Raw genomic sequence first — 21,592 nt, forward strand, 5'->3', positions numbered from 1 at the left:
TCGACGGTGATTCCGTTGGTCACCATGACCGCGCCGTCCAGCGAGGGGTGCCACACGTAGCTGGCATCCTGGCAGCCTCCGCCGCACGTCAGAGCTCAGGACGTGAGCCCGTTCACTCGCACAGGCACTGGCACATACTCCAGCACCGGAAGAACGGCCAGATCAACTGCACCGCTCATCATCCCCAAGCGGCAGGATCATGACCATGAGTGACTGGGGAATCGCGCTGATAGCTGCTGGAGCGGCCATCGCGGGCAGCATCACGACAGGCTTCTTCGCATGGGTTGCCGCACATCGTCAGGCACGTGCCGCCGAGTACGCCGGCCATGCGCAAGCAAACGCCCTGATGGCCACTGTCAATGCCAGCCTGAACGAACAACGCCGCGCTCGACTCCTTGACAACCGACGTCAGACGTACCTCCAGTACCTTCATGCTCTGCATGAGATGACCCTGATAGCGGAGGGCTCCACGCCGGGGGGGTGCACTCGAGACGGTTCGCTCCCAATTCCTCCAGGCTAGGACGATGCTTGAACTCACCGGGCCAGCGCCAGTGGTTGAGGCGGCTCATGCCTACGGTGCCGTCGTCGTAGCGTCGCTGCACACAGATCCCAGCGAGACTGAGGCACTCAGGGGGAGAAGGAATCGTCTGCGGGGTGACCTCATCCAAGCAGCCGTTGACGCGCTCTCGGTTGAGCTGCGCCCCTGAGCTAATCACGGGCGGGAGGACCGACCTCGACGTCCACTCTTGTAATGGGCCTGCCCACTCTCTGCCGTCCCGAGAACGCCCGAAGTTTCTCGGGACGGTGACCGGCTGGGTGGGTTCGCGCAGGTCAGAGCCACCCCACTCCCCCATCCGCCAAGTGCCTTCTAAAGGCTTGGCCACAGACCTGCCCCATACTCGCCGGGGGGGGCGGGCACGGTCGTGTCCAGGTGCGGCGTCCCACCCGGTCACGGCCCCAGTGGCGGTGCCGGCCGGGGGCGGTCGTGGCCGGATCCATTCCCCTCAGGTGGAAAATCGATTGCCGGTTCCCGGCGAAAAAGCGAACCTTGCACGGTTTCCGACGCCGTCGCACACCTCCGGCGCGCGTTCCCCCAGAAGGACCCGGAGATCCTGGGACGCCATGCAGATTCGAGATCTTCCCTACGCCGACCCGGGGACCCCCGACGTCCGTTCGGGCACGTGGTTCCTCGTCTGGCTCGGACGCCGGCAACTCGGCGGGCAGCTCAGGTCCCTGGCCTGGGGGCTGCTGCACTACGCGGGCATCGCCGGGCTGCCGTTCGGCATCGGGCTGGCCGTGCAGGCGGTCGTGGACCGGGACGGCGGGCGGCTCGGGGTCGCCGGGGTGCTGCTCGTCGGCTTCGGGATCGCGATCGCGGCGGGCGACACGATGCTGCACCGGACCGCCGTCACCAACTGGATCACCGCCGCCGCGCGGGTGCAGCAGCTGCTCTCCCGCAAGACCGCCGAGCTGGGCTCCGTGCTGACCCGGCGGGTCGCGGCCGGCGAGGTCGTCGCCGTCTCCACCGGGGACGTCGAGAAGATCGGCTGGTTCGTCGAGGCCCTGTCGCGGTTCGCGGCGAGCGTCCTCGTCCTGGTCGCCATCTGCGCGGGCCTCCTCGTCTACCAGCCCGCCCTGGGCGCGATGGTGGCCGTGGGCGTGCCCGTCCTCGCGCTCGCCGTGCTGCCGCTGCTCCCCCGCGCGACCCGTCGGGCCGACGAGCAGCGCGAGAAGGCGGGCCGGGCCACCGAGTTGGCCTCCGACACCGTCGCCGGGCTGCGCGTGCTGCGCGGCATCGGCGGCGAGGAGCTGTTCCTGAACCGCTACCGCGCCGCCTCCCAGGAGGTGCGCGGGGCGGCCGTGCGCAGCGCCCGCATGTGGGCGCTGATCTCCGCCGTCCAGGTCGTGCTGCCCGGCCTGCTGCTCATCGCGGTCGTGGTGTACGGCGCCCGGCTGGCGCTCGACGGGCGGATCACGGTCGGCGAACTGGTCACCGTCTACGGCGCCGTGGCCCTGGCCCACCATCCGCTGCGCACCGTGGAGGAGATCGCGATGGCCTTCGCCTTCTCCCGGCCGTCCGCGAAGCGGGCCGCGCGGGTCCTCGCGCTCGCCCGTACGACCACCGCCACCGGGGACGGGGGCGGGGAGCGCCGGGCGTCCGGCGACCTGTACGACCCGCTGACCGGGGTGCGCGCCCCGGCCGGTCTGTTCACCGCCGTCGTCTGCGGCGACCCTGACGCGGCCGGGCGGCTCGCGGACCGGCTCGGCGGCCATCCGGCCGACCCCGGTCCGGAGCACGCCTCGGTGCTGCTCGGCGGGGTCCCGCTCGACGAACTGCCGCTGGAGGCCGCCCGTACCGCCGTCCTCGTGCAGGACAAGGACCCGGTGCTGCTCTCCGGCACCCTGCGCGAGCTGCTCGACGTGCCCGCGTCGGGCGCGGTGCGGGCCGGGGACGCGCTGGCCGCCGCCCGCTGCGAGGACGTGCTCGACGCGCTGGCCCAGGCGTCCGTGGACACCGGGGGCGACCCGATGCGGACCCGGATCACCGAGCGGGGCCGGTCGCTCTCCGGCGGCCAGCGCCAGCGCCTCGCGCTCGCCCGGTCCCTGGTGGCCGACCCGGAGGTGCTGGTCCTCGACGAGCCGACCTCGGCGGTCGACGCGCACACCGAGACGCGGGTGGCCGCCGGGATCGCCGGGCTGCGGGCGGGCGCGACCACCGTGGTCCTGGCCTCCTCGCCGCTGCTCCTGGACCGCGCCGACCGGGTGGTCCTGGTCCACGACGGCACGGCGGTCGCGGTCGGCACCCACCGCGAGCTGCTCGCCCGGGAGCCCCGCTACCGCGCGGTCGTCACCCGCGAGACCGACGAGGAGCTCGCCGCCGTCCCCGCTCCCGGGGACGCGCTCGAAGCACTGGAAGGGGAATCGGCATGATCGGCCTGGCGCCGCCCTCGTACGACCCGGCGGCCCCGACGACGGCGACGACGCTGCCCGTCGCCACGGCCGCGACCGTCCGCGGCTACGTCCGCGAGCTGTTCGGCCGCCACCGCCGGGCGTTCGCCCTGCTCGTCGGGGTGAACGCGGTCGCCGTGATCGCCTCGATGGCCGGACCGTACCTGCTCGGCTCGGTGGTGGACGACCTGGCGGCCGGGGCGCGCGAGCTGCACCTGGAGCGCACGGTCGCGCTGTTCGCGGTCGCGCTGCTCGTCCAGGCCGTGTTCGTGCGGCTCGTGCGGCTGCGCGGGGCGGTGCTCGGCGAGGAGATGCTCGCGGACCTGCGCGAGGACTTCCTGGTGCGTTCGGTGGGCCTGCCGCCGGGCGTGCTCGAACGGGCCGGGACCGGCGACCTGCTCTCCCGGATCACCACGGACGTCGACCGGCTGGCCAACGCCATGCGCGAGGCCGTGCCCCAGCTGGCGATCGGCGTGGTGTGGGCGGGGCTGCTGCTCGGCGGCCTCGTGGTGACCGCCCCGCCGCTGGTGCTCGCCCCGCTCCTCGCGGCGCCGCTCCTCGTCGTGGGCTGCCGGTGGTACTTCCGGCGGGCGCCCTCGGCGTACCGCTCGGAGGCCGCGGGGTACGCGGCGGTGGCGGCCGCGCTGGCGGAGACCGTCGACGCGGGCCGCACGGTCGAGGCGCACCGCCTCGGCGCGCGCCGCGTCGCCCTGTCGGACCGGCGGGTCGGACAGTGGGTCGCGTGGGAGAGGTACACGCTCTTCCTGCGTTCGGTGCTCTTCCCCGTCGTCGACTTCACGCACGTGGTGGTGCTGTGCGTGGTGCTGCTGCTCGGCGGGACGTTCGTGCTGCGGGGCTGGATGGACGTGGGGCAGCTGACCACGGGCGCGCTGCTCGCGCAGATGCTCGTGGAACCGGTCGGGATCGTGCTGCGCTGGTACGACGAGCTCCAGGTCGCGCAGGTGTCCCTGGCCCGGCTCGTGGGCGTCCGGGAGATCGAGCCGGAGGCGGGCGACGGGAAGGTGCGGCCCGAGGGCCGGACGGTGCGGGCGGACGGGGTGCGGTTCGGCTACCGGGAGGGCGTCGACGTGCTGCACGAGGTGTCCCTGCGGGTGGCGCCGGGCACCCGGCTCGCCCTGGTCGGCCCGTCCGGCGCGGGCAAGTCCACCCTCGGGCGGCTGCTCGCGGGGGTGTACGCGCCCCGGGCCGGGTCGGTCACCCTCGGCGCGGCCGAGCTGGCGCGGATGCCCGCCGAGCGGGTCCGCGAGCACGTGGCCCTGGTCAACCAGGAGCACCACGTCTTCGTGGGCTCCCTCCGGGACAACCTGCTGCTCGCGAGGGCCGGGGCCGACGACGCCGAGCTGTGGGCGGCGCTCGCGGCCGTGGACGCGGAGGGCTGGGCCCGGGGCCTCGACGGGGGCCTGGACACCGAGGTGGGCTCGGGCGGCCGGTCGCTCACCCCGGCGCAGGCCCAGCAGATCGCCCTGGCCCGGCTCGTCCTGGCGGATCCGCACACCCTGGTCCTGGACGAGGCGACCTCGCTGCTGGACCCGCGGGCGGCCCGTCATCTGGAGCGGTCCCTGGGCCGGGTCCTGGACGGGCGCACGGTCGTGGCGATCGCGCACCGGCTGCACACCGCGCACGACGCCGATCTGATCGCGGTGGTCGAGGCCGGCCGGATCAGCGAGCTGGGCAGCCACGAGGAGCTGGTCGCGGCGGACGGGGCGTACGCGGCGCTGTGGCGGTCCTGGCACGGGTGACCGGTCCCCGGGACGTACGCGAGGGGGCCCGCACCAGAGATCCGGAGATCCGGTGCGGGCCCCCTCGCGTACGCCGGAGCTACACCAGGCCGAGCGCGAAGACCGCGCCGATCCCGCCCAGGACCATGAAGGCGGGGGTGAGGACCTTCAGCTCGACCCAGCTGCCGGCCCGGAACCGCATGAACTTGGGCGGGCCGACCGGGTACCAGAACTTGCGGCCGACGGGTATGGGCCAGAGGACCGGGCAGCCCGAGACCGTCAGGGAGTCGCCGATGTCGTGGACGAGGGCGCCGAGGACGATCGGCAGCCCGAGCCACAGGTACTCCTGGCCGGGTCCGGTGAAGAACCAGTTCGCGCCGTTGCCGGGGTCTTCGAGGATGTCCGCCATGATCCAGGCGCCGGCCGCGCCGAGCAGCCAGACCAGGACGTCGCTGGAGGCCCGGGCGGCCTTCCACAGGAGGCCCTCCACGGCCAGGACGACGTGGACGAAGAGGAGGGCGAGGACCGCCCACCGGCCGCCGCTGACCGCCGCCGCGGAGGCCCCGACGCCCATCAGGGCCGCCCAGAGCCAGGTGTGGGTGAGGGTCCGGTGTCCCCCGGTCCGCCGGGGGTCGGCCTTGGAGCGGGTGGCCTTGTAGACGGCGTACGACAGCTTGTCGATGATCCCGCAGAGGATCTTGGAGAGGGGACCGAAGGAGCGCGATATGGTCGCGGACTTGTGGTCGAGGTCGGGGGCGAGGGCGGCGCCCGCGCAGATGAGCGCGCCGACGACGAGCACCGGCCAGGGCATCGGGCGGTCGTAGGCCGCCGCGAGGGCCCCGACCCCCAGCCAGGCCGCCGCTCCGGACAGCGAATGCGCCGGTCCCATCATGGTTGGCCCGCCCCGTTTCTCCCCTGCCGGCGCTCGGTTGACGTCCGGTCGACGGACGAGCCTACCGCTCGTGATCAACACCGTCGGCGGCCGGTTCCCTCCTCGGGGCGGAATCCAGGCAAGATGGGGGCGTGACCCTTATCGACCAGCTCCCGCCGACCGCCGACCCCGACGCCCTCTTCGAAGCCTTCTCCTCCTGGGCCGAGGAGCGGGGCATCACGCTCTACCCGGCCCAGGAAGAGGCGCTGATCGAGGTCGTCTCCGGGGCGAACGTGATTCTGTCCACCCCCACCGGATCGGGAAAGTCGCTGGTCGCGGCGGGGGCGCACTTCACGGCGCTCGCGAACGACCAGGTGACCTTCTACACCGCGCCGATCAAGGCGCTGGTGTCGGAGAAGTTCTTCGACCTGTGCAAGCTCTTCGGCACCGAGAACGTCGGCATGTTGACCGGCGACGCCTCCGTGAACGCGGACGCGCCGGTGATCTGCTGTACGGCGGAGGTCCTCGCCTCGATCGCGCTGCGGGACGGCAAGTACGCCGACATCGGCCAGGTCGTCATGGACGAGTTCCACTTCTACGCCGAGCAGGACCGCGGCTGGGCCTGGCAGATCCCGCTCCTCGAACTCCCCCAGGCGCAGTTCGTCCTGATGTCGGCGACGCTCGGCGACGTGTCGATGTTCGAGAAGGACCTGACCCGGCGCACGGGCCGGCCGACCTCGGTGGTCCGCTCCGCGACCCGGCCGGTGCCGCTGTCGTACGAGTACCGGCTCACGCCCATCACGGACACCCTGACGGAGCTCCTGGAGACCCGGCAGGCGCCCGTCTACATCGTGCACTTCACGCAGGCGCAGGCCGTCGAACGCGCGCAGTCGCTGATGAGCATCAACATGTGCACGCGCGAGGAGAAGGACAGGATCGCCGAGCTGATCGGCAACTTCCGCTTCACCACCAAGTTCGGCCAGAACCTCTCGCGGTACGTGCGGCACGGCATCGGCGTGCACCACGCGGGGATGCTGCCGAAGTACCGGCGGCTCGTGGAGAAGCTGGCGCAGGCCGGTCTGCTGAAGGTGATCTGCGGGACGGACACGCTCGGCGTGGGCGTCAACGTCCCGATCCGCACGGTGCTCTTCACGGCCCTCACCAAGTACGACGGCAACCGGGTGCGCACGCTGCGCGCCCGGGAGTTCCACCAGATCGCGGGCCGGGCGGGCCGGGCGGGCTTCGACACGGCCGGTCTGGTCGTCGCGCAGGCCCCCGAGCACGTCATCGAGAACGAGAAGGCGCTCGCGAAGGCCGGCGACGACCCGAAGAAGCGCCGCAAGGTCGTCCGCAAGAAGGCCCCGGAGGGCTTCGTCGCCTGGAGCGACACGACGTTCGAGAAGCTGATCGCGGCCGAGCCCGAGCCGCTGACCTCCCGCTTCAAGGTCACCAACATCATGCTGCTCTCGGTGATCGCCCGGCCGGGCAACGCCTTCGAGGCCATGCGCAAGCTCCTGGAGGACAACCACGAGCCGCGCAAGGCGCAGCTGCGGCACATCCGCCGGGCCATCGCGATCTACCGCTCGCTGCTCGACGGCGGCGTGGTGGAGCAGCTGGCCGAGCCGGACGCCGAGGGCCGCACGATCCGGCTGACGGTCGACCTCCAGCAGGACTTCGCGCTCAACCAGCCGCTGTCGACGTTCGCGCTCGCCGCGTTCGACCTGCTCGACCCCGAATCCCCCTCGTACGCCCTGGACATGGTGTCCGTCGTGGAGTCGACGCTCGACGACCCGCGCCAGATCCTCGCCGCCATGCAGAACAAGGCGCGCGGCGAGGCCGTGGGGAGGATGAAGGCGGACGGCGTCGAGTACGAGGAGCGGATGGAGCGGCTCCAGGAGATCTCGTACCCGAAGCCGCTGGAGGAGCTGCTCTGGCACGCGTACGGCGTCTACCGGACCTCGCACCCGTGGGTGGGCGACCACCCCGTGTCGCCGAAGTCGGTCATCCGCGACATGTACGAACGGGCCCTGACCTTCACCGAGTTCACCTCCTGGTACGAGCTGGCGCGGACCGAGGGCATCGTCCTGCGCTACCTCGCGAGCGCGTACAAGGCGCTGGACCACACCATCCCGGACGACCTGAAGACCGAGGACCTGGAGGACCTGATCGCCTGGCTGGGCGAGATGGTGCGCCAGGTGGACTCCTCGCTCCTCGACGAGTGGGAGCAGCTGGCGAACCCGGAGGTCCAGACGGCCGAGGAGGCCCAGGAGAAGGCCGACCAGGTCAAGCCGGTCACGGCGAACGCCCGCGCCTTCCGGGTCCTGGTGCGCAACGCCCTGTTCCGCCGGGTGGAGCTGGCCGCCTTGGACAACGTCGACGCGCTCGGCGAGCTCGACGCCGAGTCCGGCTGGGACGCGGACGCGTGGGGCGAGGCGATGGACGCGTACTGGGACGAGTACGACGACCTCGGCACGGGCCCGGACGCGCGCGGCCCGAAGCTGCTGAACATCGAGGAGGACGCCGCCCACGGCCTGTGGCGCGTCCGCCAGACCTTCGCCGACCCCAACGGCGACCATGACTGGGGCATCGGCGCGGAGGTGGATCTCGCGGCCTCCGACGAGGAGGGGCGCGCGGTCGTCCGCGTCACGTCCGTCGGACAGCTGTAGGAGGAGTTCCCGTGGTGACCAATCCCGCCGAGAGACTGGTGGACCTGCTCGACCTGGAACGGATCGAGGTCGACATCTTCCGGGGCCGCAGCCCGCAGGAGTCGCTCCAGCGGGTCTTCGGCGGGCAGGTCGCCGGGCAGGCCCTGGTGGCGGCCGGCCGGACCGTGGAGGACGACCGGCCGGTGCACTCGCTGCACGCCTACTTCCTGCGGCCGGGCCGTCCCGGGGTGCCGATCGTGTACCAGGTGGAGCGGGTGCGCGACGGGCGCTCGTTCACGACCCGCCGGGTCACGGCGGTGCAGGAGGGGCGGACGATCTTCAACCTGACGGCCTCCTTCCACCGGCCGGAGGAGGCCGGCTTCGAGCACCAGCTGCCGCCCCGGCACATGACGGACCCGGAGAGCCTGCCGATGCTGGTGGACGAGATCCGCGACCACCTGGGCGAGCTGCCGGAGGCCCTGGAGCGGATGGCCCGCCGGCAGCCCTTCGACATCCGGTACGTGGACCGGCTGCGCTGGACGAAGGAGGAGGTCGAGGGCGCCGATCCGCGCAGCGCGGTGTGGATGCGGGCCGTGGGGCCGCTGGGCGACGACCCGCTGGTCCACACCTGCGCCCTGACGTACGCCTCGGACATGACCCTCCTGGACGCGGTCCGGATCCCGGTCGAGCCCCTCTGGGGCCCGCGCGGCTTCGACATGGCGTCGCTCGACCACGCGATGTGGTTCCACCGGCCGTTCCGGGCGGACGAGTGGTTCCTGTACGACCAGGAGTCCCCGATCGCCACGGGCGGCCGGGGACTCGCGCGGGGCCGGATCTACGACCGCGAGGGCGAGCTCCTGGTGTCGGTGGTCCAGGAGGGCCTGTTCCGCAAGCTGTGACGGCCCCGGCGGCCGTCACTCGAACTCGGTGCCGCCCTTGCGGGTGAGGTAGGCCGGGCTGACCGCCTTGGCGATGGCCCGGCCGCCCAGGACCGGGCTGTACCGCTCGGTCGCGGACCGCACGACGACGCCCTCCCGCAGGTGCGCCTCCCGGCCGGAGACCGTCTCCCGGCCGCTCGCGTGGGCGAGGACGGTGTCCGGGTCGTACGGGCCGGAGTACAGGCGCGGGACGAGCGGGACCTCGCCGGGCTCCAGGACCTCGGCCGGGTCCAGCCAGCGGACCTGTCCGTCGATCTCGGCGGACACGTCGAAGAGGGCGTACCCGACGGTCCCGCTCCGGGCGTCGGCGCCGTAGGCCAGGTCCTGGACCCCGGAGCCGTACACCTCGCCGAAGAGGCCGACGCGGCGGGCGCCGAGGCGCTGCGCCAGGCGCTCGGCGACGGCGGCCAGGCCGTGGCCGCGGACGGCGCGCCAGTACAGGTTGCGCGGGTCCTCCTTGAGGGCGAGGCCCTTGGCGCCGAAGCCCTTGGAGGAGACCTGGACGCGCCCGTCCCCGGTGTTGTACGTCAGCAGGCAGGCCGTGCCGTGGAGCTTCTCCGTGAGGACGACGGGCTCGCCGGGCTCGAAGACGTCCGGGTAGCGCTGGAGGTTCTCGACGTCGACCCAGGGCAGCAGGTCGGGCGCGGCCTCCACGTCCCCGCTCATGTGCGTCGGTATCGGCGGCGCCCACTTGACGATGCCGAGCCGCTCCGCGAAGTCGGTGCCCTCGGCGGCGGCCCGCACCAGGTCGGTGTCCGCGAGGGCGGCGGGGCGGCAGACGAGCCCCTGGGACAGCTCCCCGCGCAGCCGCACCGCCTTGACCCGGTCCGCGTTCCCCCCGGCGAGGCGCCCGGTCAGTCCCAGCTCCTCGATGAGCGCGGCGGGCAGCACCGCCTGCTCGGGTATGTAGACGGCGGCGTCGCCGGTCGTGTAGGCGCCCTTGGCGACGACGGCCCGGTAGAGGCCGACCTGGGCCAGTTCCAGGGCGTCGGCGTCGGGATGCGGGTGGACGGTCAGGACTTCGGCGGTGACGCGCAGGGTCGACACGGTTCAGGACTCCGGTTCCGGTGGCTCGGGTGGCGTTCTCATCCCGGCCACCCTGCCGGGCGGGGAAACCGCTGGCCCACCGGTTTTTCCGGCTGGTAGCGTCGCGCGGCTCAGGCTCCCGGCGGGTCCAGGCCCGGCAGGACGTCCTGCTCCACCTCGTGGCGGCGGGTGCGGATGTCCGGGCCCGGCGGATGGAGTTTGGCGTCGCAGGTGGGGCCGAGGCCGGTGCGGCGCGAGTCCGCGCCCGTCAGGGGGCGGCCGCAGAGCCGGCAGCGCACCCGGCGCGGTGTCCCCTCCGTGGCGGAATCGATCGAGATTGCCAGTGGTTCGTCACCCATGGTCAGATCAAACCCCATCCCCCTGTACGCGCGAGGAGCGGCCATGAGCCTGTACGACATCCCCCTGAAGACCCTCACCGGCGAGCCGGTCTCCCTGGCCGACTACCGGGGCCGCGCGGTCCTGGTCGTGAACGTCGCCTCCAAGTGCGGTCTGACCCCGCAGTACGCGGGCCTGGAGCGGCTGCAGAAGGAGTACGGGGAGCGCGGCCTCACCGTGCTCGGCGTGCCCTGCAACCAGTTCGCGGGCCAGGAGCCGGGCAGCGCGGAGGAGATCCGGACGTTCTGCTCGACCACGTACGGGGTGTCCTTCCCGCTCCTGGAGAAGACGGACGTCAACGGCGCGGACCGCCACCCGCTCTACGCGGAGCTGGTGAAGGTCCCGGACGCCGACGGCGAGGCCGGTGACGTGCAGTGGAACTTCGAGAAGTTCCTCATCGGCCGGGACGGTCAGGTCACCCGCTTCCGTCCGCGCACCGAGCCGGACGCCCCCGAGATCGTGGCGGCCGTCGAGGCCCAGCTTGCCTGACGCGCCGTCCGGCACGGGGGTGGTCGAACGGCTGCGGGCCGCCGGCTGCGTCTTCGCCGAGGAGGAGGCCGCGATGCTGATCGCGGCGGCTCCCGGGCCCGCCGGGCTCGCCGCGATGGTCGAGCGGCGGGCCTCCGGTCTGCCCCTGGAGCACGTCGTGGGGTGGGCGGAGTTCGCCGGGCTGCGGATCGCCGTGGACCCGGGGGTGTTCGTGCCCCGGCGGCGGACCGAGTTCCTGGTGGAGCGGGCCGTGGCCCTCGCCGCGCCCGGCGCGCTCTGCGTCGACCTGTGCTGCGGCTCGGGAGCGGCGGGCGCGGTGCTCCTCGACCGGGTCGCGGGCGCGGAGGTGCACGCCTCGGACGTCGAGCCGGCGGCGGTGGAGTGCGCCCGGCGGAACGTCGAGCCGCGCGGCGGCCGGGTGTACGCGGGGGACCTGTTCGCGCCGCTGCCGCCGGGGCTGCGGGGCCGGGTCGAGGTCCTGGTCGCCAACGTGCCGTACGTGCCGACCGGGGACATCGGCCTGCTGCCGCCCGAGGCCCGCGACCACGAACCGCTCGTCACGCTCGACGGCGGCCCGGACGGCCTCGACGTACTGCGGCGGGTCGCCGCCGGGGCCCCGGAGTGGCTGGCACCGGGCGGCCACCTGCTGGTGGAGACGAGCGAACGGCAGGCGGACCGGGCGGCGGAGACGGTCACCGCGCACGGCCTGACGGCGGAGGTCGTCACGTGCGGGGAGAGGTACGCGACGGTGCTGATCGCCACGCGGGGGGAGTGAGACGGACGGGTGCCCCTCCGGGGGGCGGCTCGGTGACTTGGTGACTCGGCGTCCCAGGGGCTCGGTGACTCGGTGACCCAGCGGCCCGGCGGCTCAGCGGCCCGGTGACTCGACCGGCTCGGCTTTTCGGCGGCCCGGCTGCTCAGCTGCTCAGCTGCTCGGGAACCCGGCATTCCAGCGGCCCAGCGTTCCGGCGGCCCGGCGGCTCAGTGGCCCGGCGGCTCAGCGGCCGAAGGTGTCGATGTTCTCGACGAGCCAGCGGCCGTCCCGGTGGACGACGTCCACGGCGAACATGGCGCCCGCGTAGACCCCCTGGTCCCGGGCCTTCGACTGCTTGCCCCCGGCCTTCGCGGTCCCGGCCGTGCTCACGCTGCTCTGGTCGGCGTAGACCAGGACGCGGGCGCGTTCGCCGTGGATCCGCTCGACCGCGCTGTCGGTGACCGTCGTGGTGATCACCGTCTTCTGCTCGGCCGCCCGGGCGAGCACCCCGCCGAGCAGGGTCCGGTGCTGTTCCACGGCCTTCCCGGTGAGGAGGGTCTTCCCGGCCTTCTCGAAGGGGGCCGTGTCGGCGTGGTCGTAGGAGAAGAGCGCGGCGACGGCCGCCGCGGTCTGTCCCTTGATCTCGCTGGTGCGGGCCAGGTCGGTGAGGGCCGTGTTGCTCCGGGCGGGGTCGTCGCGGAGCTCGCCCGCCCGGCCGTGCGCCCATCCGGCGAAGCCGCCGAGGAGGAGGGTCAGGACGCAGAGGACCACGAGGGGGACGAGCCGGCGCGGCCCGGACCCGCTCGCGACGGCCTCCTCCTCCGGCGCCCCGGACGTCTCCCGTACGGGCTTCGCCGCCGGTCGCCGCCCGGCCCCGGGGGCGGGCCCGGTCAGGACGCCCACGGAGGCGCGGGGGCGGGGGGCCGTGTCCTCGGGCGCGGCGGCGAGGGCCTGGCGGCGGCGCTGGCGGTTGAGGTGGTGGCGGGGCGTGGGCATCGTGCGTGTCCTTTCGGGTGCGGGCGGCTCTCGCGGTACGGGCCGGGCCGGTCAGCCGGTCGCCGTGCCGCCCACGGGGGCCTGCCCCAGAGCACTGAGCTTCCACCGGCCGTCGGTGCGGGTGAGTTCGCCCAGCATCCGGCTGTCCTTGTCCGTGCTCTTGCTGTCGGGCGTCGTGACGGTGACGCGCAGGGCGACGAGCAGCCGGGCCCGCCCCGCGCGGTCGTCGAGCTCCGTGACGGCGCCGGACAGCACCCGGGCCGTGGTCACCGTCTTCGCGGCCTTCACCTGTCCGGCGAACTCCGTGCGCCCGTCCACGAGCTGCTGGTGGAGTTCGCCGGTCGTGGAGGACTCCCAGAGGTCGAGGCCCTGGTCCACGCGCCGGTGGTCGAGCGTGTTGAGGTTCTGCACGGCCTGCTCCCCCGCCGCGAGCACCCGGTCGCGCTGCACGGCGTACGCGGCGGAGTCGTCGTGGGCCGCGGCGTACCAGTCCCGGCCCGCCCAGGCCGCGAAGGCGCCCGCGACGAGGGTGAGCACGAGGGCCACGGCCAGGGCCGGTCCGATGCCCGCCGGGGTGCGGAACGCGCGTGTCATGGAGTGCTCCCGTCTCCCGCTGCCGCTCATGCTCAGCGGGCCTTGATGTCGACGATCAGCCACCGGTCGTCCCGGAACTCCGCGGTGACGGTGAGCTGGGCGGCGGCGGACGTGGCGGGCGCCCCGTCCCGCCGCGAGGTCTGGTCGAGGAACACGAGGAGGCGCGCGGTGTTCCCCTTGAGCTCGATCACCCCGGTGCGGACGGCCTGGGTGGTGAGGGTGAGGCGCTGCGCGGCGAGGCTCTCGCGGACCTGGGCGAACAGTTCGGCGTACTGGCGGGCGGCGCGTCCGGAGAGGACGGACGCGGCGGAGCGTTCGGCGGCGTCGGCCCGGGCGGGCGCGTAGGAGAAGACCCGGGCGAGGCCCTCGCCGACGTCGCCGCCGACGCGGACGGTGGTGGCGGTGTCGGTGAGCGCCTGGTTGCGGGCGGACGGGGTCGACCGGAGCTGGTGGGCTCCGTAGAAGAACGAGCTCCCGCCGAGGAGGAGGGCGGCGAGGGCCGCGACGAGGACGACCGTCCGCCATCGGGCGATGAACCGGTTGCCGCCGCTGTCGGCGTCACTGCCCGCGTCTTCGTCTTCGGGGGTGTCCGGTGCGTCCCGGGTCTCCTTCCCGTCGGGCTCCGGGGTCTCAGGATCCACCGAGGTTTCCGGGGACTCCGGGGTCCGGTCGGTCGTTCCGCGCAGGAGTCGTGTCACTCGTCCCCGCCCTCCTTTTGCTCGCCGTCGTCCACGCCGGTGACGGGGACCGCGCTCAGGGCCGCGACCTTCCACGTGTCCTCGCCGGTGCGCGTCAGGACGGCTTCCAGGCGCTTGCGGTCGGTGGTCGGGGCGGCGCTCCCGCGCGGGGTGACGTCGACGCGTACGGTCGCGATGAGCTTCGCCGTACCGGCCCGCGTGTCGAGCGCGGTGAGGGCGGCCTCGGTGACCGTGGCGCGCGCCGAGGCGCCCACCACGGGCTGGGTGCGGCCCAGTTCGGTGCGGAGCGGGCCGGTGGAGGCGTCGCGCCAGGCCCGGATGCCCGCCGCGGCGCGCTCGCGGGACGAGGCGTCGAGCGTGTTCAGCACGGTGAGGCGCTGCCGGCCCTCGGCGAGCGCGGCATCCCGTTCGCGGCCGAAGGAGAGGCCCTCGTCGGAGCGGGCCTGCGCGTAGGTCCACGCGCCGGTCCCGCAGAAGCCGAGGGCGACGACCAGGGCGCCGGCGCCGAAAACCCTCGCCCGCCTCATCGCCTGCTCCCGGTGCTCAGGCCGAGGAGCCCGGCCATGTCCACCGGTCCGGCGCCCTGGCCGGGGAGCGCGAGCGCGCCGGGCAGGGCCTGCCGCTGCGAGCCCTTCGCACCGCCGCTCGCGCTGCCCGAGGGAAGGGAGCCAGGCTTGGCCGGAGCGGGGACGGAGCCGCCCTTCGGGGCGTGCGCCGAGCCGCGCACGTTGACCCCGGCCGCGGCGGAACCCGTGCAGGCCGCGCCGGTGTTGAGGGCGGGCGCGGTGCCCAGGTCGAGGCCGTTGCGGTAGCGCGTACCGCCGTATCCGGAGGTGCAGGGCAGGGGTTTGAAGAAGGTGACGGCCATGCCGAAGTTCACCTTTCCGCCGTCGACGGTGGTGGCTCCGGCCGAGACGGCCGCCGGGTACTTCACGAGGAGTTCCTCGATGCCGCGCTGGCGGGTGACGGCGACCTCCGAGGTGGTCAGGAGGTTGGCGAGGACGACGCCCAGGCTCGGGTCGAGGTCGCGCAGGAGGCCGCTGACCTGGCCGGCCGCGTCGGGGGCGACGGTCAGGACGCGCCGCAGGTCGGCGTCGGAGCCCTTGAGGGCGGCGGCGAGGTCGCGCGCTCCGGTGGCGAAGCCCCGGATGGCGCGGCTCTCGTCGGCCTGGGTGCGCAGAACGACCTCCCCGTCGTCGATGAGCCGGACGGTGGAGGGCAGCGCCCGGTCGGCAGCCCGGACGAAGCCGCTGCCGCTGTCGAGGAGGACCTGGAGGTCGTCGCCGTGCCCCTCGAAGGCCTTGCCGAACTCGTCGACGACCGTGCGCAGGGACTCCAGCGGCACGGAGGAGGTGAGGTCGTTCATGCTCGCGAGCACGTCGGTGACCGGCGCGGGCACCTGGGTGTCGGTCTGCTCGATGCGGGCGCCGTCGGCGAGGTAGGGGCCGCCGTCGCTCTCGGGGCGCAGGTCGATGTACTGCTCGCCGACGGCGGAGAGCCCGGCGACGACGGCCTTCGCGTCGGCGGGGATCCGGGCGGCCGACTTCTTGATGCGCAGCTCGGCGACGACCCCTTCGGCGGTGAGGCCGATGTCGCCGACGCGGCCCACGGAGACGCCCCGGTAGGTGACGTCGGAGTGGGTGAACAGGCCTCCCGTGCGGGCGAGGTGGACCTTGACGGTGTAGTGGTCGGCGACGCCGACGTGGCGGCCGAGGTCCGCGTAGCGGATGCCGACGAAGCCGAGGACGAGGACGGCGATGACGAGGAACGCGAGGTTCTTCAGCCGTACGGTACGGGTGATCACCGGTTCTCGCCTCCGTGCGTCGGGGTGCCGCCGGGGTGGACCGGGGGCAGCGGCAGGGCCGTTCCGGTGCCCTGTCCCTGCCGGGCGCCCGGCTCGGGTTCCGGTTCGGGCTCCGGTTCGGGCTCGGGCTCCGGTTCGGGTTCCGGCTCCGGCTCCGGTTCGGGTTCCGGGTCGGTCGTCTCCGGGGGCGAGGGGGTGGGCTCGGGGGTGGGGTCGGCCCCGGGGACCAGGGGCGGGATCACCTCGGTGCCGGGGACGGCGGCGAGGTGCAGATAGGTGTTGAGGTAGTCGCCCTTGATGCCCCGCATCACCTCGTCGGTGAAGGGGTACGTCAGCAGGACCTGGAGCGAGGCGGGCAGGTCGGCGCCGGCGTCCGCGAGGGCCTTCAGGGTCGGCGCGAGGGCCTTCAGGTCGGCCACCATGTCCTGCTTGCTGGCGTTGACGGTGGAGACGGCGACGCCGGACAGGGTGTCCAGGGCGCGCAGCATGGTCAGCAGGGAGCCCCGCTGGTTCTCCAGCGTCTTCAGGCCGGGCGAGAGGCCGGTGAGGACCGTGTCGACGTCCTTCTTGCGACCGGCGAGGGTGGCGGAGAGCCGGTTGACCCCGTCGAGGGCGCGGGTGATGTCGCCGCGGTGCGCGTCCAGGTTGGTGACCAGGGTGTTCACCCGCTTCAGCATCGAGCGGACCTCGGGCTCGCGGCCGCCGAGCGCCGCGTTGAGCTCCCGGGTGATGGTCTTGAGCTGGTTGACGCCGCCGCCGTTGAGCAGCAGGGACAGGGCGCCGAAGACCTCCTCGACCTCCGTGTTCCGGCCGGTGCGCGCCAGCGGGATGACGCTGCCGTCGGTGAGTTCGCCGCCGTCCCGGCGCGCGGCGGCCCGCCGGACGCCGGTCCCGCCCGCGGTGGTCCCGGTCCCGCCCGGTGCGACGAGCTGGACGTACTTCTCGCCCAGCAGGCTGGACTGCTCCAGGCGGGCTCCGGCGTCGGCGGGGAGCCGGACGGCGCCGTTGATCTTCAGGGTGACCCGGGCGGTCCAGCTGCCGGGCACCAGCTCGATGGCGGTGACGCGGCCGACGGCGACGTCGTTGACCTTGACCGCGGACTGCGGCGCGAGGCTCAGGACGTCGTCGAGTTCGGCGGTGACCGTGTAGGGGTGGGGGCCGAGGTCGGCGCCGCCGGGGAGCGGCAGGTCCTCGATGCCGTCGAACCGGATCGGGTTTGCCGGGACCACCCCGAGGACGACGGCGATGCCCAGGCCGAGGGCGATCGTGCCGACGGCTCCGGCGCCGAGGAGCTTCCCGGAGGTCGAGGTGGAGCGTGCCATCACTCCCCCTTCCCGGTGCCCGCGGCGGAGCCGCCGGTCGCCGGCAGCGGGAGCAGCGGTCCGCCCGCGCTGATCTCGTTGAGGTTGGCGCGGCCGTCGAGGGTGCGGGTCTCCGGGTTGTACGCGTTGATGAGGTTGCCGGCGGCGAGCGGGCCGACGTCGAGGGCCTCGGCGAGGGAGGCGCGCTGGTCGACGAGGGTCTGGGTGAGGGGCACGAGCCGGTCGACGTTCTTCTTCAGCTCGCCGCGGTTGTCCTTGATGAAGGTCTTGACCTGGGCGAGGGCCTTGCCGAGCTCCTTGAGGGCGCCGGTGAGGTCGTCCTTGTTGTCGGCGAAGTAGCCGACGACCTCGTCGAGGCGTTCCTGCGCGGTGCGGACGTCGCCGTCCTTCTTCTTGAGCATGGTGGTGAAGGTCTGGAGCTGTCCGAGGCTGGTGAACAGCTGCTCGCTGCTGCCGTCGAGGGTCTTGGCGGCCTTGCCGAACTCCTCGATGGAGGTGCCGATGGAGGCGCCGTTGCCCTTGAGGTTCTTCGCGCCGGTGTCCAGGAGTTCGGACAGGGCTCCGGCGGAGTTGGCGCCGTTCGGGCCGAGCGCCTCGCTGAGGTCGGTGATCGACGCGTAGAGCTGGTCGATCTCGACGGGGACGCGGTTGCGGGAGGCGGGCAGTTCGGCGCCGTCGGCGAGGGCGGGGCCGGTGCTGTAGGCGGGGGCGAGCTGGACGTAGCGGTCGGCGACGATGCTCGGGGCGACGACGGCGGCCCGGGCGTCGGCGGGGACGCGGACGCCCTCGTCGAGGTGGAGCCGGACGCGGACGCGGGTGCCCTGGGGTTCGACGGACTCGACCTCCCCGACCCGTACGCCGAGGACGCGCAGGTCGGATCCGGCGTAGACGCCGACGGCCCGGTCGAAGTAGGCGGTGATGCGGGTGCCGTCGGGTTCGAGGACGCGCACGGCGGCGAATCCGCAGGCGGCGAGGACCACGAGGGCGAGTCCGGCGACGAGGGGCGTTCTGGGCTTGGTCATCGTTCACCGCTCCCCTTGGCCGTCGCCGTCTGTTTCGGCGGCAGGCATCCGGTCGTGGGCTGCGAGGCTTCGGGCAGGTAGTTCCGGGGCACCACGCCGCACAGGTAGCTGTCGAACCAGCGGCCGTTGCCAAGGGTGTTGCCGACGAGCCGGTAGTACGGGCCGACGAGGGCGAGGGTCTCGTCGAGCCGGCCGCTGTTCTTCTCCAGGACGGCGGTGACGCGGCCGAGGGCCTTCAGGGTCGGGCCGAGCTGCCGGTCGTTGTCGCCGACGAGGCCGCTGAGCTGGGTGCCCAGTTCCCTGCTGCCCTTGAGCAGGGCGCGGATGGCGTCGCGGCGCTTCTTGAGCTCGCCGAGCAGGGAGCCGCCGTCCTCGATGAGGGTCTCGAAGCTGGACTTCCTGCCCTCCAGGGTCTTGGTGAACTTCTTGCTGTTCTCCAGGAGGCGGGCGAGTTCGGTGTCGCGCTTGGAGACGGACCTGGACAGTTCGGAGAGGCCGGTGGCGGCGTTGCGGACATGGGGCGGGGAGTTCTTGAAGGTGTCCGAGATCGTCTCGAAGCTCTCCGCGAGCTTCTTCGTGTCGATGGCGTCGACGGTGCCGCTGAGGTCCTGGAAGGCCTGCGTCACGTCGTACGGGGAGGTGGTGCGGGAGCGCGGGATGCGGGTCCCGGGGTCCTGCGGGGCGGAGCCCAGCGGGTCGAGCGCCAGGTACTTCTCGCCCAGGAGGGTCTTGATGGCGATGGCGGCGGTCGACCGGTCGCCGACCCAGGCGTCGCCGACCTCGAACGTCACCTTGACCTTGGGTCCGTCGAGGGCGACTCCGGTGACCTTGCCGACCTTGACGCCGGCGATGCGGACCTCGTCGCCCTCGTCGAGTCCGGCGGCCTCGGTGAAGTCGGCGCTGTAGGCGGTGTCGCCGCCGACGAGGGGGAGCCGTTCCACGTTGTAGGCCAGGGCGGCGAGGAGGGCGAGGAGGAGGAGTCCGACGAGGGCGACGGCGACGGGGCTGCGTTCCTTGACCGGCTTGAACCGGGGGCGGGCGGTCATCCGCGGCACCTCGATTCGGTCACGGTGATGCCGGTCGGGGGCTTGGAGCCGTCGGAGGTTCCCACGCCGCTCACGCGCGCCTCGCAGAGGTAGAGGTTGAACCACGACCCGTAGGAGGAGAGGCGGGCCAGGGCGGTCAGCTTGGCGGGGGTGCGGGCGAGGAAGTCCTCGATGTCGGCGGTGCGGTCGCCGAGGTTCCCGGAGAGCCGGCCCAGTTCGCGGATGTCCTGCTTGAGGGGGGCGCGTCCTTCCCGGAACAGTCCGGCGGTCGTGGTGGTGAGGTCGCCGATGGCCTGGACGGCCTGGCCGAGGGGCTTGCGGTCGGCGTTGAAGCCGGTGACGAGCTTCTGGAGGGTGACGACGAGCTCGTTGAAGCCGGCCTCGCGGTTGTTGAGGGTGGTCAGGACGGTGTTGAGGTGGGTGACGACCTGGCCGATGACCTCGTCCTTGGCGGCGACGGTCTTGGTGAGGGAGCCGATGTGCCGCAGGAGGCTGTCGACGGTTCCGCTCTCGCCCTGGAGGACCTGGACGAGGGAGCCGGCGAGGTCGTTGACGTCGGCGGGCGAGAGGCCCTCGAAGAGCGGCTTGAAGCCGTTGAAGAGCAGGGTGAGGTCGAGCGCGGGCGTGGTGCGCTCCAGCGGGATGGTGTCCCCGGACTGGAGGCTTCCGGTCAGGTCCCCGCTGCCCCGGTCGAGGGAGACGTACCGCTGGCCGACCATGTTGAGGTACTTCACGGCGGCGGTCGCGGAGCGGGGCAGGGAGCGGTCCTCGCGGACCGTGAAGGTGACCTGGGCGGTGCGCCGTTCGACGACGCGGACGTCGGTCACCTCGCCCACCTTCACTCCGGCGATGCGGACGGAGTCGCCCTCGGCGAGGCCGGTGACGTCGGTGAACAGGGCCTTGTAGGAGCGGGTGTCGGTGCCGACGCCGGTGTTGGCGATGCTGAAGCCGAGGACGGTGGTGGCGAGCGCCGTGACCAGGACGAAGACGAGGGACTTCAGGACCGTCCCGGTCAGGCCGCGCCGGCGGGTGTGGGCGGGCGGGGTCGTCATCGGAGGGTCACCTCCGCTCCGCGGAAGGCGGGTCCGGCGAGGAGGCTGCTCCAGTCCGGCAGGTCGCCGGGCCGTTTCTCCGCGGCGGGGGCGAGGAGTTCGTTGACGAGGTCGTTCTCCTGCGGGGAGTTGGCGGGCCCGAGGTCCTGGTCGGCGGCGGTGGAGGCCCGGGCGGCGGGTGCGGCCGGGACGCCGAGGTAGGGCACGGGGTGGCAGCGCGGTCCGCCGCCGGAGCCGTAGGAGGGGGCGTCGCGGCCGGGGACGTAGGCGCCGCGCGAGGGCACGGTGGTGACGTTCACGTGGAGTCCGGGCCGGTTCGTGCCCTTGCCGAGCGCCTTGTCCATGGCGGGCACGAACTGGGCGAGGGTGCGCAGGGTGCAGGGGAAGGACGGGGAGTACTCGGCGAGCAGCTCCAGGGTGGGCCTGCTGGTGGCGCTGAGCCGGATGATGTTGTCCTTGTTCTGGCGCAGGAAGGCGGTCAGGTCCTGGGCCGTGCGGGTGGTGGCGCCGAGGGTGCCGGTCAGTTCGGCCTCCTTCTCGGCGAGGGTGCCGCTGGTGGTGGTGAAGTCGGTGAGCGCGGTGACGATGTCCGGGGCGGCGTCCGCGTAGAGGTGGCTGACCTTCACGAGTTCTTTCAGGTCGCGGTTGAGGGTGGGCAGGTGGGGGTTGAACTCGCGCAGGTGGGCATCGAGCCGGCCGAGGGTGTCGCCGAGCTCGTCGCCGCGTCCCTCCAGGGCCTGGGAGACGGCCGACAGGGTCGCCGAGAGCTTCTGCGGCTGGACGGCGGTCAGCAGGGGCAGGACGTTGTCGAGGACCTGCTGGAGTTCGACGGCGTTGCCGGAGCGGTCCTCGGGGATGACGGCCCCGGGGCCCAGCGGCTTCGTCGAGGGGTTCCCGGGCGGTACGAGGGCCACGAACCGTTCGCCGAAGAGGGTGGTGGGCAGCATCTGGGCGCGTACGTCGGAGGGGACGTGGTCCAGGGTGCCGGGCCGCATGGCGAGGGTGAGCCGGGCTCCGGTGCCGGTGGTGTCGATGGCGCGGACCTCGCCGACGACGACGCCGCGCAGCTTCACCTCGGCGCCGAGGTGCATCTCGTTGCCGACGCTGCCGGTCTCGACGACGACCGGGTCGGACGCGGTGAAGCGCTTCTCGTAGACGGCGACCGCCAGCCAGGCGAGCAGGGCGGGCACCAGCAGGAAGACGATGCCGGCGGACCGGCGGCGCAGGGTCGCGCCTCGGGTGTCGCTCATC

At 73.1% G+C, this 21,592-nt stretch carries 20 protein-coding genes; 6 read left to right on the forward strand and 14 right to left on the reverse strand.

Features of this window, described 5'->3' with window-relative positions:
• Positions 1-178: 178 nt before the first annotated feature.
• Positions 179-442, reverse strand: coding sequence for a hypothetical protein (locus ACIQVI_RS21980; protein ID WP_403598331.1), 264 nt, complete (start codon positions 440-442; stop codon positions 179-181).
• 680 nt (positions 443-1,122) lie between these two features.
• On the opposite strand from ACIQVI_RS21980, the gene ACIQVI_RS21985 reads away from it, so the two are divergent.
• Together ACIQVI_RS21985 and ACIQVI_RS21990 are read left to right on the forward strand one after the other, a co-directional pair.
• Entirely contained in the window at positions 1,123-2,931 is a 1,809-nt protein-coding gene (locus tag ACIQVI_RS21985) for an ABC transporter transmembrane domain-containing protein (RefSeq protein WP_403598334.1), read from the forward strand.
• Positions 2,928-4,709, forward strand: coding sequence for an ABC transporter ATP-binding protein (locus tag ACIQVI_RS21990; protein WP_403598336.1), 1,782 nt, complete (start codon positions 2,928-2,930; stop codon positions 4,707-4,709). Before ACIQVI_RS21985 ends, ACIQVI_RS21990 begins: the two co-directional genes overlap by 4 nt.
• A gap of 79 nt (positions 4,710-4,788) precedes the next feature.
• Here ACIQVI_RS21990 and ACIQVI_RS21995 read toward each other — a convergent pair whose 3' ends face one another.
• Positions 4,789-5,580 carry a metal-dependent hydrolase gene (locus tag ACIQVI_RS21995; protein ID WP_403598339.1) on the reverse strand — a complete coding sequence of 264 codons (792 nt, stop codon included), beginning with the start codon at positions 5,578-5,580 and terminating at the stop codon, positions 4,789-4,791.
• 131 nt (positions 5,581-5,711) lie between these two features.
• Here ACIQVI_RS21995 and ACIQVI_RS22000 point away from each other — a divergent pair, with 131 nt between their 5' ends.
• The gene (locus ACIQVI_RS22000; RefSeq protein ID WP_351973377.1) at positions 5,712-8,225 is read left to right on the forward strand and encodes a DUF3516 domain-containing protein; all 2,514 of its coding nucleotides are present in this window, start codon (positions 5,712-5,714) and stop codon (positions 8,223-8,225) included.
• Between the two features lie 14 nt (positions 8,226-8,239).
• A complete protein-coding gene (locus tag ACIQVI_RS22005; protein WP_351973385.1) occupies positions 8,240-9,103 on the forward strand; it encodes an acyl-CoA thioesterase II in 864 nt (287 codons plus the stop codon).
• 15 nt (positions 9,104-9,118) lie between these two features.
• Here the strand turns inward: ACIQVI_RS22005 and ACIQVI_RS22010 are convergent, their stop codons facing one another.
• Together ACIQVI_RS22010 and ACIQVI_RS22015 are read right to left on the reverse strand one after the other, a co-directional pair.
• On the reverse strand, positions 9,119-10,189 hold the full coding sequence (locus tag ACIQVI_RS22010; RefSeq protein ID WP_351973378.1) for an RNA ligase (ATP): 1,071 nt from the start codon (positions 10,187-10,189) through the stop codon (positions 9,119-9,121).
• A gap of 110 nt (positions 10,190-10,299) precedes the next feature.
• Positions 10,300-10,527 (reverse strand): DUF6011 domain-containing protein, encoded by a 228-nt coding sequence (locus ACIQVI_RS22015; protein WP_351973379.1) that lies wholly within the window; start codon positions 10,525-10,527, stop codon positions 10,300-10,302.
• 43 nt (positions 10,528-10,570) lie between these two features.
• Here ACIQVI_RS22015 and ACIQVI_RS22020 point away from each other — a divergent pair, with 43 nt between their 5' ends.
• Together ACIQVI_RS22020 and ACIQVI_RS22025 are read left to right on the forward strand one after the other, a co-directional pair.
• Positions 10,571-11,053 carry a glutathione peroxidase gene (locus ACIQVI_RS22020; protein WP_403598344.1) on the forward strand — a complete coding sequence of 161 codons (483 nt, stop codon included), beginning with the start codon at positions 10,571-10,573 and terminating at the stop codon, positions 11,051-11,053.
• Complete coding sequence (locus ACIQVI_RS22025) at positions 11,046-11,828, forward strand: putative protein N(5)-glutamine methyltransferase (RefSeq protein WP_403598347.1); 783 nt, start codon at positions 11,046-11,048, stop codon at positions 11,826-11,828. Before ACIQVI_RS22020 ends, ACIQVI_RS22025 begins: the two co-directional genes overlap by 8 nt.
• Before the next feature lie 222 nt (positions 11,829-12,050).
• Here ACIQVI_RS22025 and ACIQVI_RS22030 read toward each other — a convergent pair whose 3' ends face one another.
• The 10 genes from ACIQVI_RS22030 to ACIQVI_RS22075 are packed head-to-tail and all read right to left on the reverse strand — an operon-like array spanning position 12,051 to position 21,591.
• A complete protein-coding gene (locus ACIQVI_RS22030; RefSeq protein WP_403598350.1) occupies positions 12,051-12,803 on the reverse strand; it encodes a hypothetical protein in 753 nt (250 codons plus the stop codon).
• Positions 12,804-12,854: 51 nt separating this feature from the next.
• Positions 12,855-13,397, reverse strand: a complete 543-nt coding sequence (locus ACIQVI_RS22035; RefSeq protein WP_351973383.1) for a nuclear transport factor 2 family protein — start codon at positions 13,395-13,397, stop codon at positions 12,855-12,857.
• Between the two features lie 32 nt (positions 13,398-13,429).
• The gene (locus ACIQVI_RS22040) at positions 13,430-14,095 is read right to left on the reverse strand and encodes a hypothetical protein (protein ID WP_403598353.1); all 666 of its coding nucleotides are present in this window, start codon (positions 14,093-14,095) and stop codon (positions 13,430-13,432) included.
• Positions 14,092-14,622, reverse strand: a complete 531-nt coding sequence (locus ACIQVI_RS22045) for a hypothetical protein (protein WP_403598356.1) — start codon at positions 14,620-14,622, stop codon at positions 14,092-14,094. The genes ACIQVI_RS22040 and ACIQVI_RS22045 overlap by 4 nt, the downstream gene beginning before the upstream one ends.
• Entirely contained in the window at positions 14,619-15,899 is a 1,281-nt protein-coding gene (locus ACIQVI_RS22050) for an MCE family protein (protein WP_403598358.1), read from the reverse strand. Before ACIQVI_RS22050 ends, ACIQVI_RS22045 begins: the two co-directional genes overlap by 4 nt.
• Positions 15,896-17,221, reverse strand: coding sequence for an MCE family protein (locus tag ACIQVI_RS22055; RefSeq protein WP_403598360.1), 1,326 nt, complete (start codon positions 17,219-17,221; stop codon positions 15,896-15,898). Before ACIQVI_RS22055 ends, ACIQVI_RS22050 begins: the two co-directional genes overlap by 4 nt.
• Positions 17,221-18,243, reverse strand: coding sequence for an MCE family protein (locus ACIQVI_RS22060; protein WP_403598363.1), 1,023 nt, complete (start codon positions 18,241-18,243; stop codon positions 17,221-17,223). Before ACIQVI_RS22060 ends, ACIQVI_RS22055 begins: the two co-directional genes overlap by 1 nt.
• Positions 18,240-19,289, reverse strand: a complete 1,050-nt coding sequence (locus tag ACIQVI_RS22065; RefSeq protein WP_403598365.1) for an MCE family protein — start codon at positions 19,287-19,289, stop codon at positions 18,240-18,242. The genes ACIQVI_RS22060 and ACIQVI_RS22065 overlap by 4 nt, the downstream gene beginning before the upstream one ends.
• On the reverse strand, positions 19,286-20,341 hold the full coding sequence (locus ACIQVI_RS22070) for an MCE family protein (RefSeq protein ID WP_403598368.1): 1,056 nt from the start codon (positions 20,339-20,341) through the stop codon (positions 19,286-19,288). The genes ACIQVI_RS22065 and ACIQVI_RS22070 overlap by 4 nt, the downstream gene beginning before the upstream one ends.
• Positions 20,338-21,591, reverse strand: a complete 1,254-nt coding sequence (locus ACIQVI_RS22075) for an MCE family protein (RefSeq protein WP_351973027.1) — start codon at positions 21,589-21,591, stop codon at positions 20,338-20,340. The genes ACIQVI_RS22070 and ACIQVI_RS22075 overlap by 4 nt, the downstream gene beginning before the upstream one ends.
• Position 21,592 lies beyond the last annotated feature (1 nt).

This window comes from Streptomyces sp. NPDC098101, assembly GCF_044760185.1.
GTDB lineage: Bacteria > Actinomycetota > Actinomycetes > Streptomycetales > Streptomycetaceae > Streptomyces.

Excerpts from the sequence above, each read along its gene's own strand:
- ACIQVI_RS21980 (WP_403598331.1), bottom strand. The coding sequence starts at position 442 with ATGCAGAGCATGAAGGTACTGGAGGTACGTCTGACGTCGGTTGTCAAG.
- ACIQVI_RS21985 (WP_403598334.1), top strand. The coding sequence starts at position 1,123 with ATGCAGATTCGAGATCTTCCCTACGCCGACCCGGGGACCCCCGACGTC.
- ACIQVI_RS21990 (WP_403598336.1), top strand. The coding sequence starts at position 2,928 with ATGATCGGCCTGGCGCCGCCCTCGTACGACCCGGCGGCCCCGACGACG.
- ACIQVI_RS21995 (WP_403598339.1), bottom strand. The coding sequence starts at position 5,580 with ATGATGGGACCGGCGCATTCGCTGTCCGGAGCGGCGGCCTGGCTGGGG.
- ACIQVI_RS22015 (WP_351973379.1), bottom strand. The coding sequence starts at position 10,527 with ATGGGTGACGAACCACTGGCAATCTCGATCGATTCCGCCACGGAGGGG.
- ACIQVI_RS22020 (WP_403598344.1), top strand. The coding sequence starts at position 10,571 with ATGAGCCTGTACGACATCCCCCTGAAGACCCTCACCGGCGAGCCGGTC.
- ACIQVI_RS22030 (WP_403598350.1), bottom strand. The coding sequence starts at position 12,803 with ATGCCCACGCCCCGCCACCACCTCAACCGCCAGCGCCGCCGCCAGGCC.
- ACIQVI_RS22035 (WP_351973383.1), bottom strand. The coding sequence starts at position 13,397 with ATGACACGCGCGTTCCGCACCCCGGCGGGCATCGGACCGGCCCTGGCC.
- ACIQVI_RS22045 (WP_403598356.1), bottom strand. The coding sequence starts at position 14,622 with ATGAGGCGGGCGAGGGTTTTCGGCGCCGGCGCCCTGGTCGTCGCCCTC.
- ACIQVI_RS22055 (WP_403598360.1), bottom strand. The coding sequence starts at position 17,221 with ATGGCACGCTCCACCTCGACCTCCGGGAAGCTCCTCGGCGCCGGAGCC.
- ACIQVI_RS22060 (WP_403598363.1), bottom strand. The coding sequence starts at position 18,243 with ATGACCAAGCCCAGAACGCCCCTCGTCGCCGGACTCGCCCTCGTGGTC.
- ACIQVI_RS22065 (WP_403598365.1), bottom strand. The coding sequence starts at position 19,289 with ATGACCGCCCGCCCCCGGTTCAAGCCGGTCAAGGAACGCAGCCCCGTC.
- ACIQVI_RS22070 (WP_403598368.1), bottom strand. The coding sequence starts at position 20,341 with ATGACGACCCCGCCCGCCCACACCCGCCGGCGCGGCCTGACCGGGACG.
- ACIQVI_RS22075 (WP_351973027.1), bottom strand. The coding sequence starts at position 21,591 with ATGAGCGACACCCGAGGCGCGACCCTGCGCCGCCGGTCCGCCGGCATC.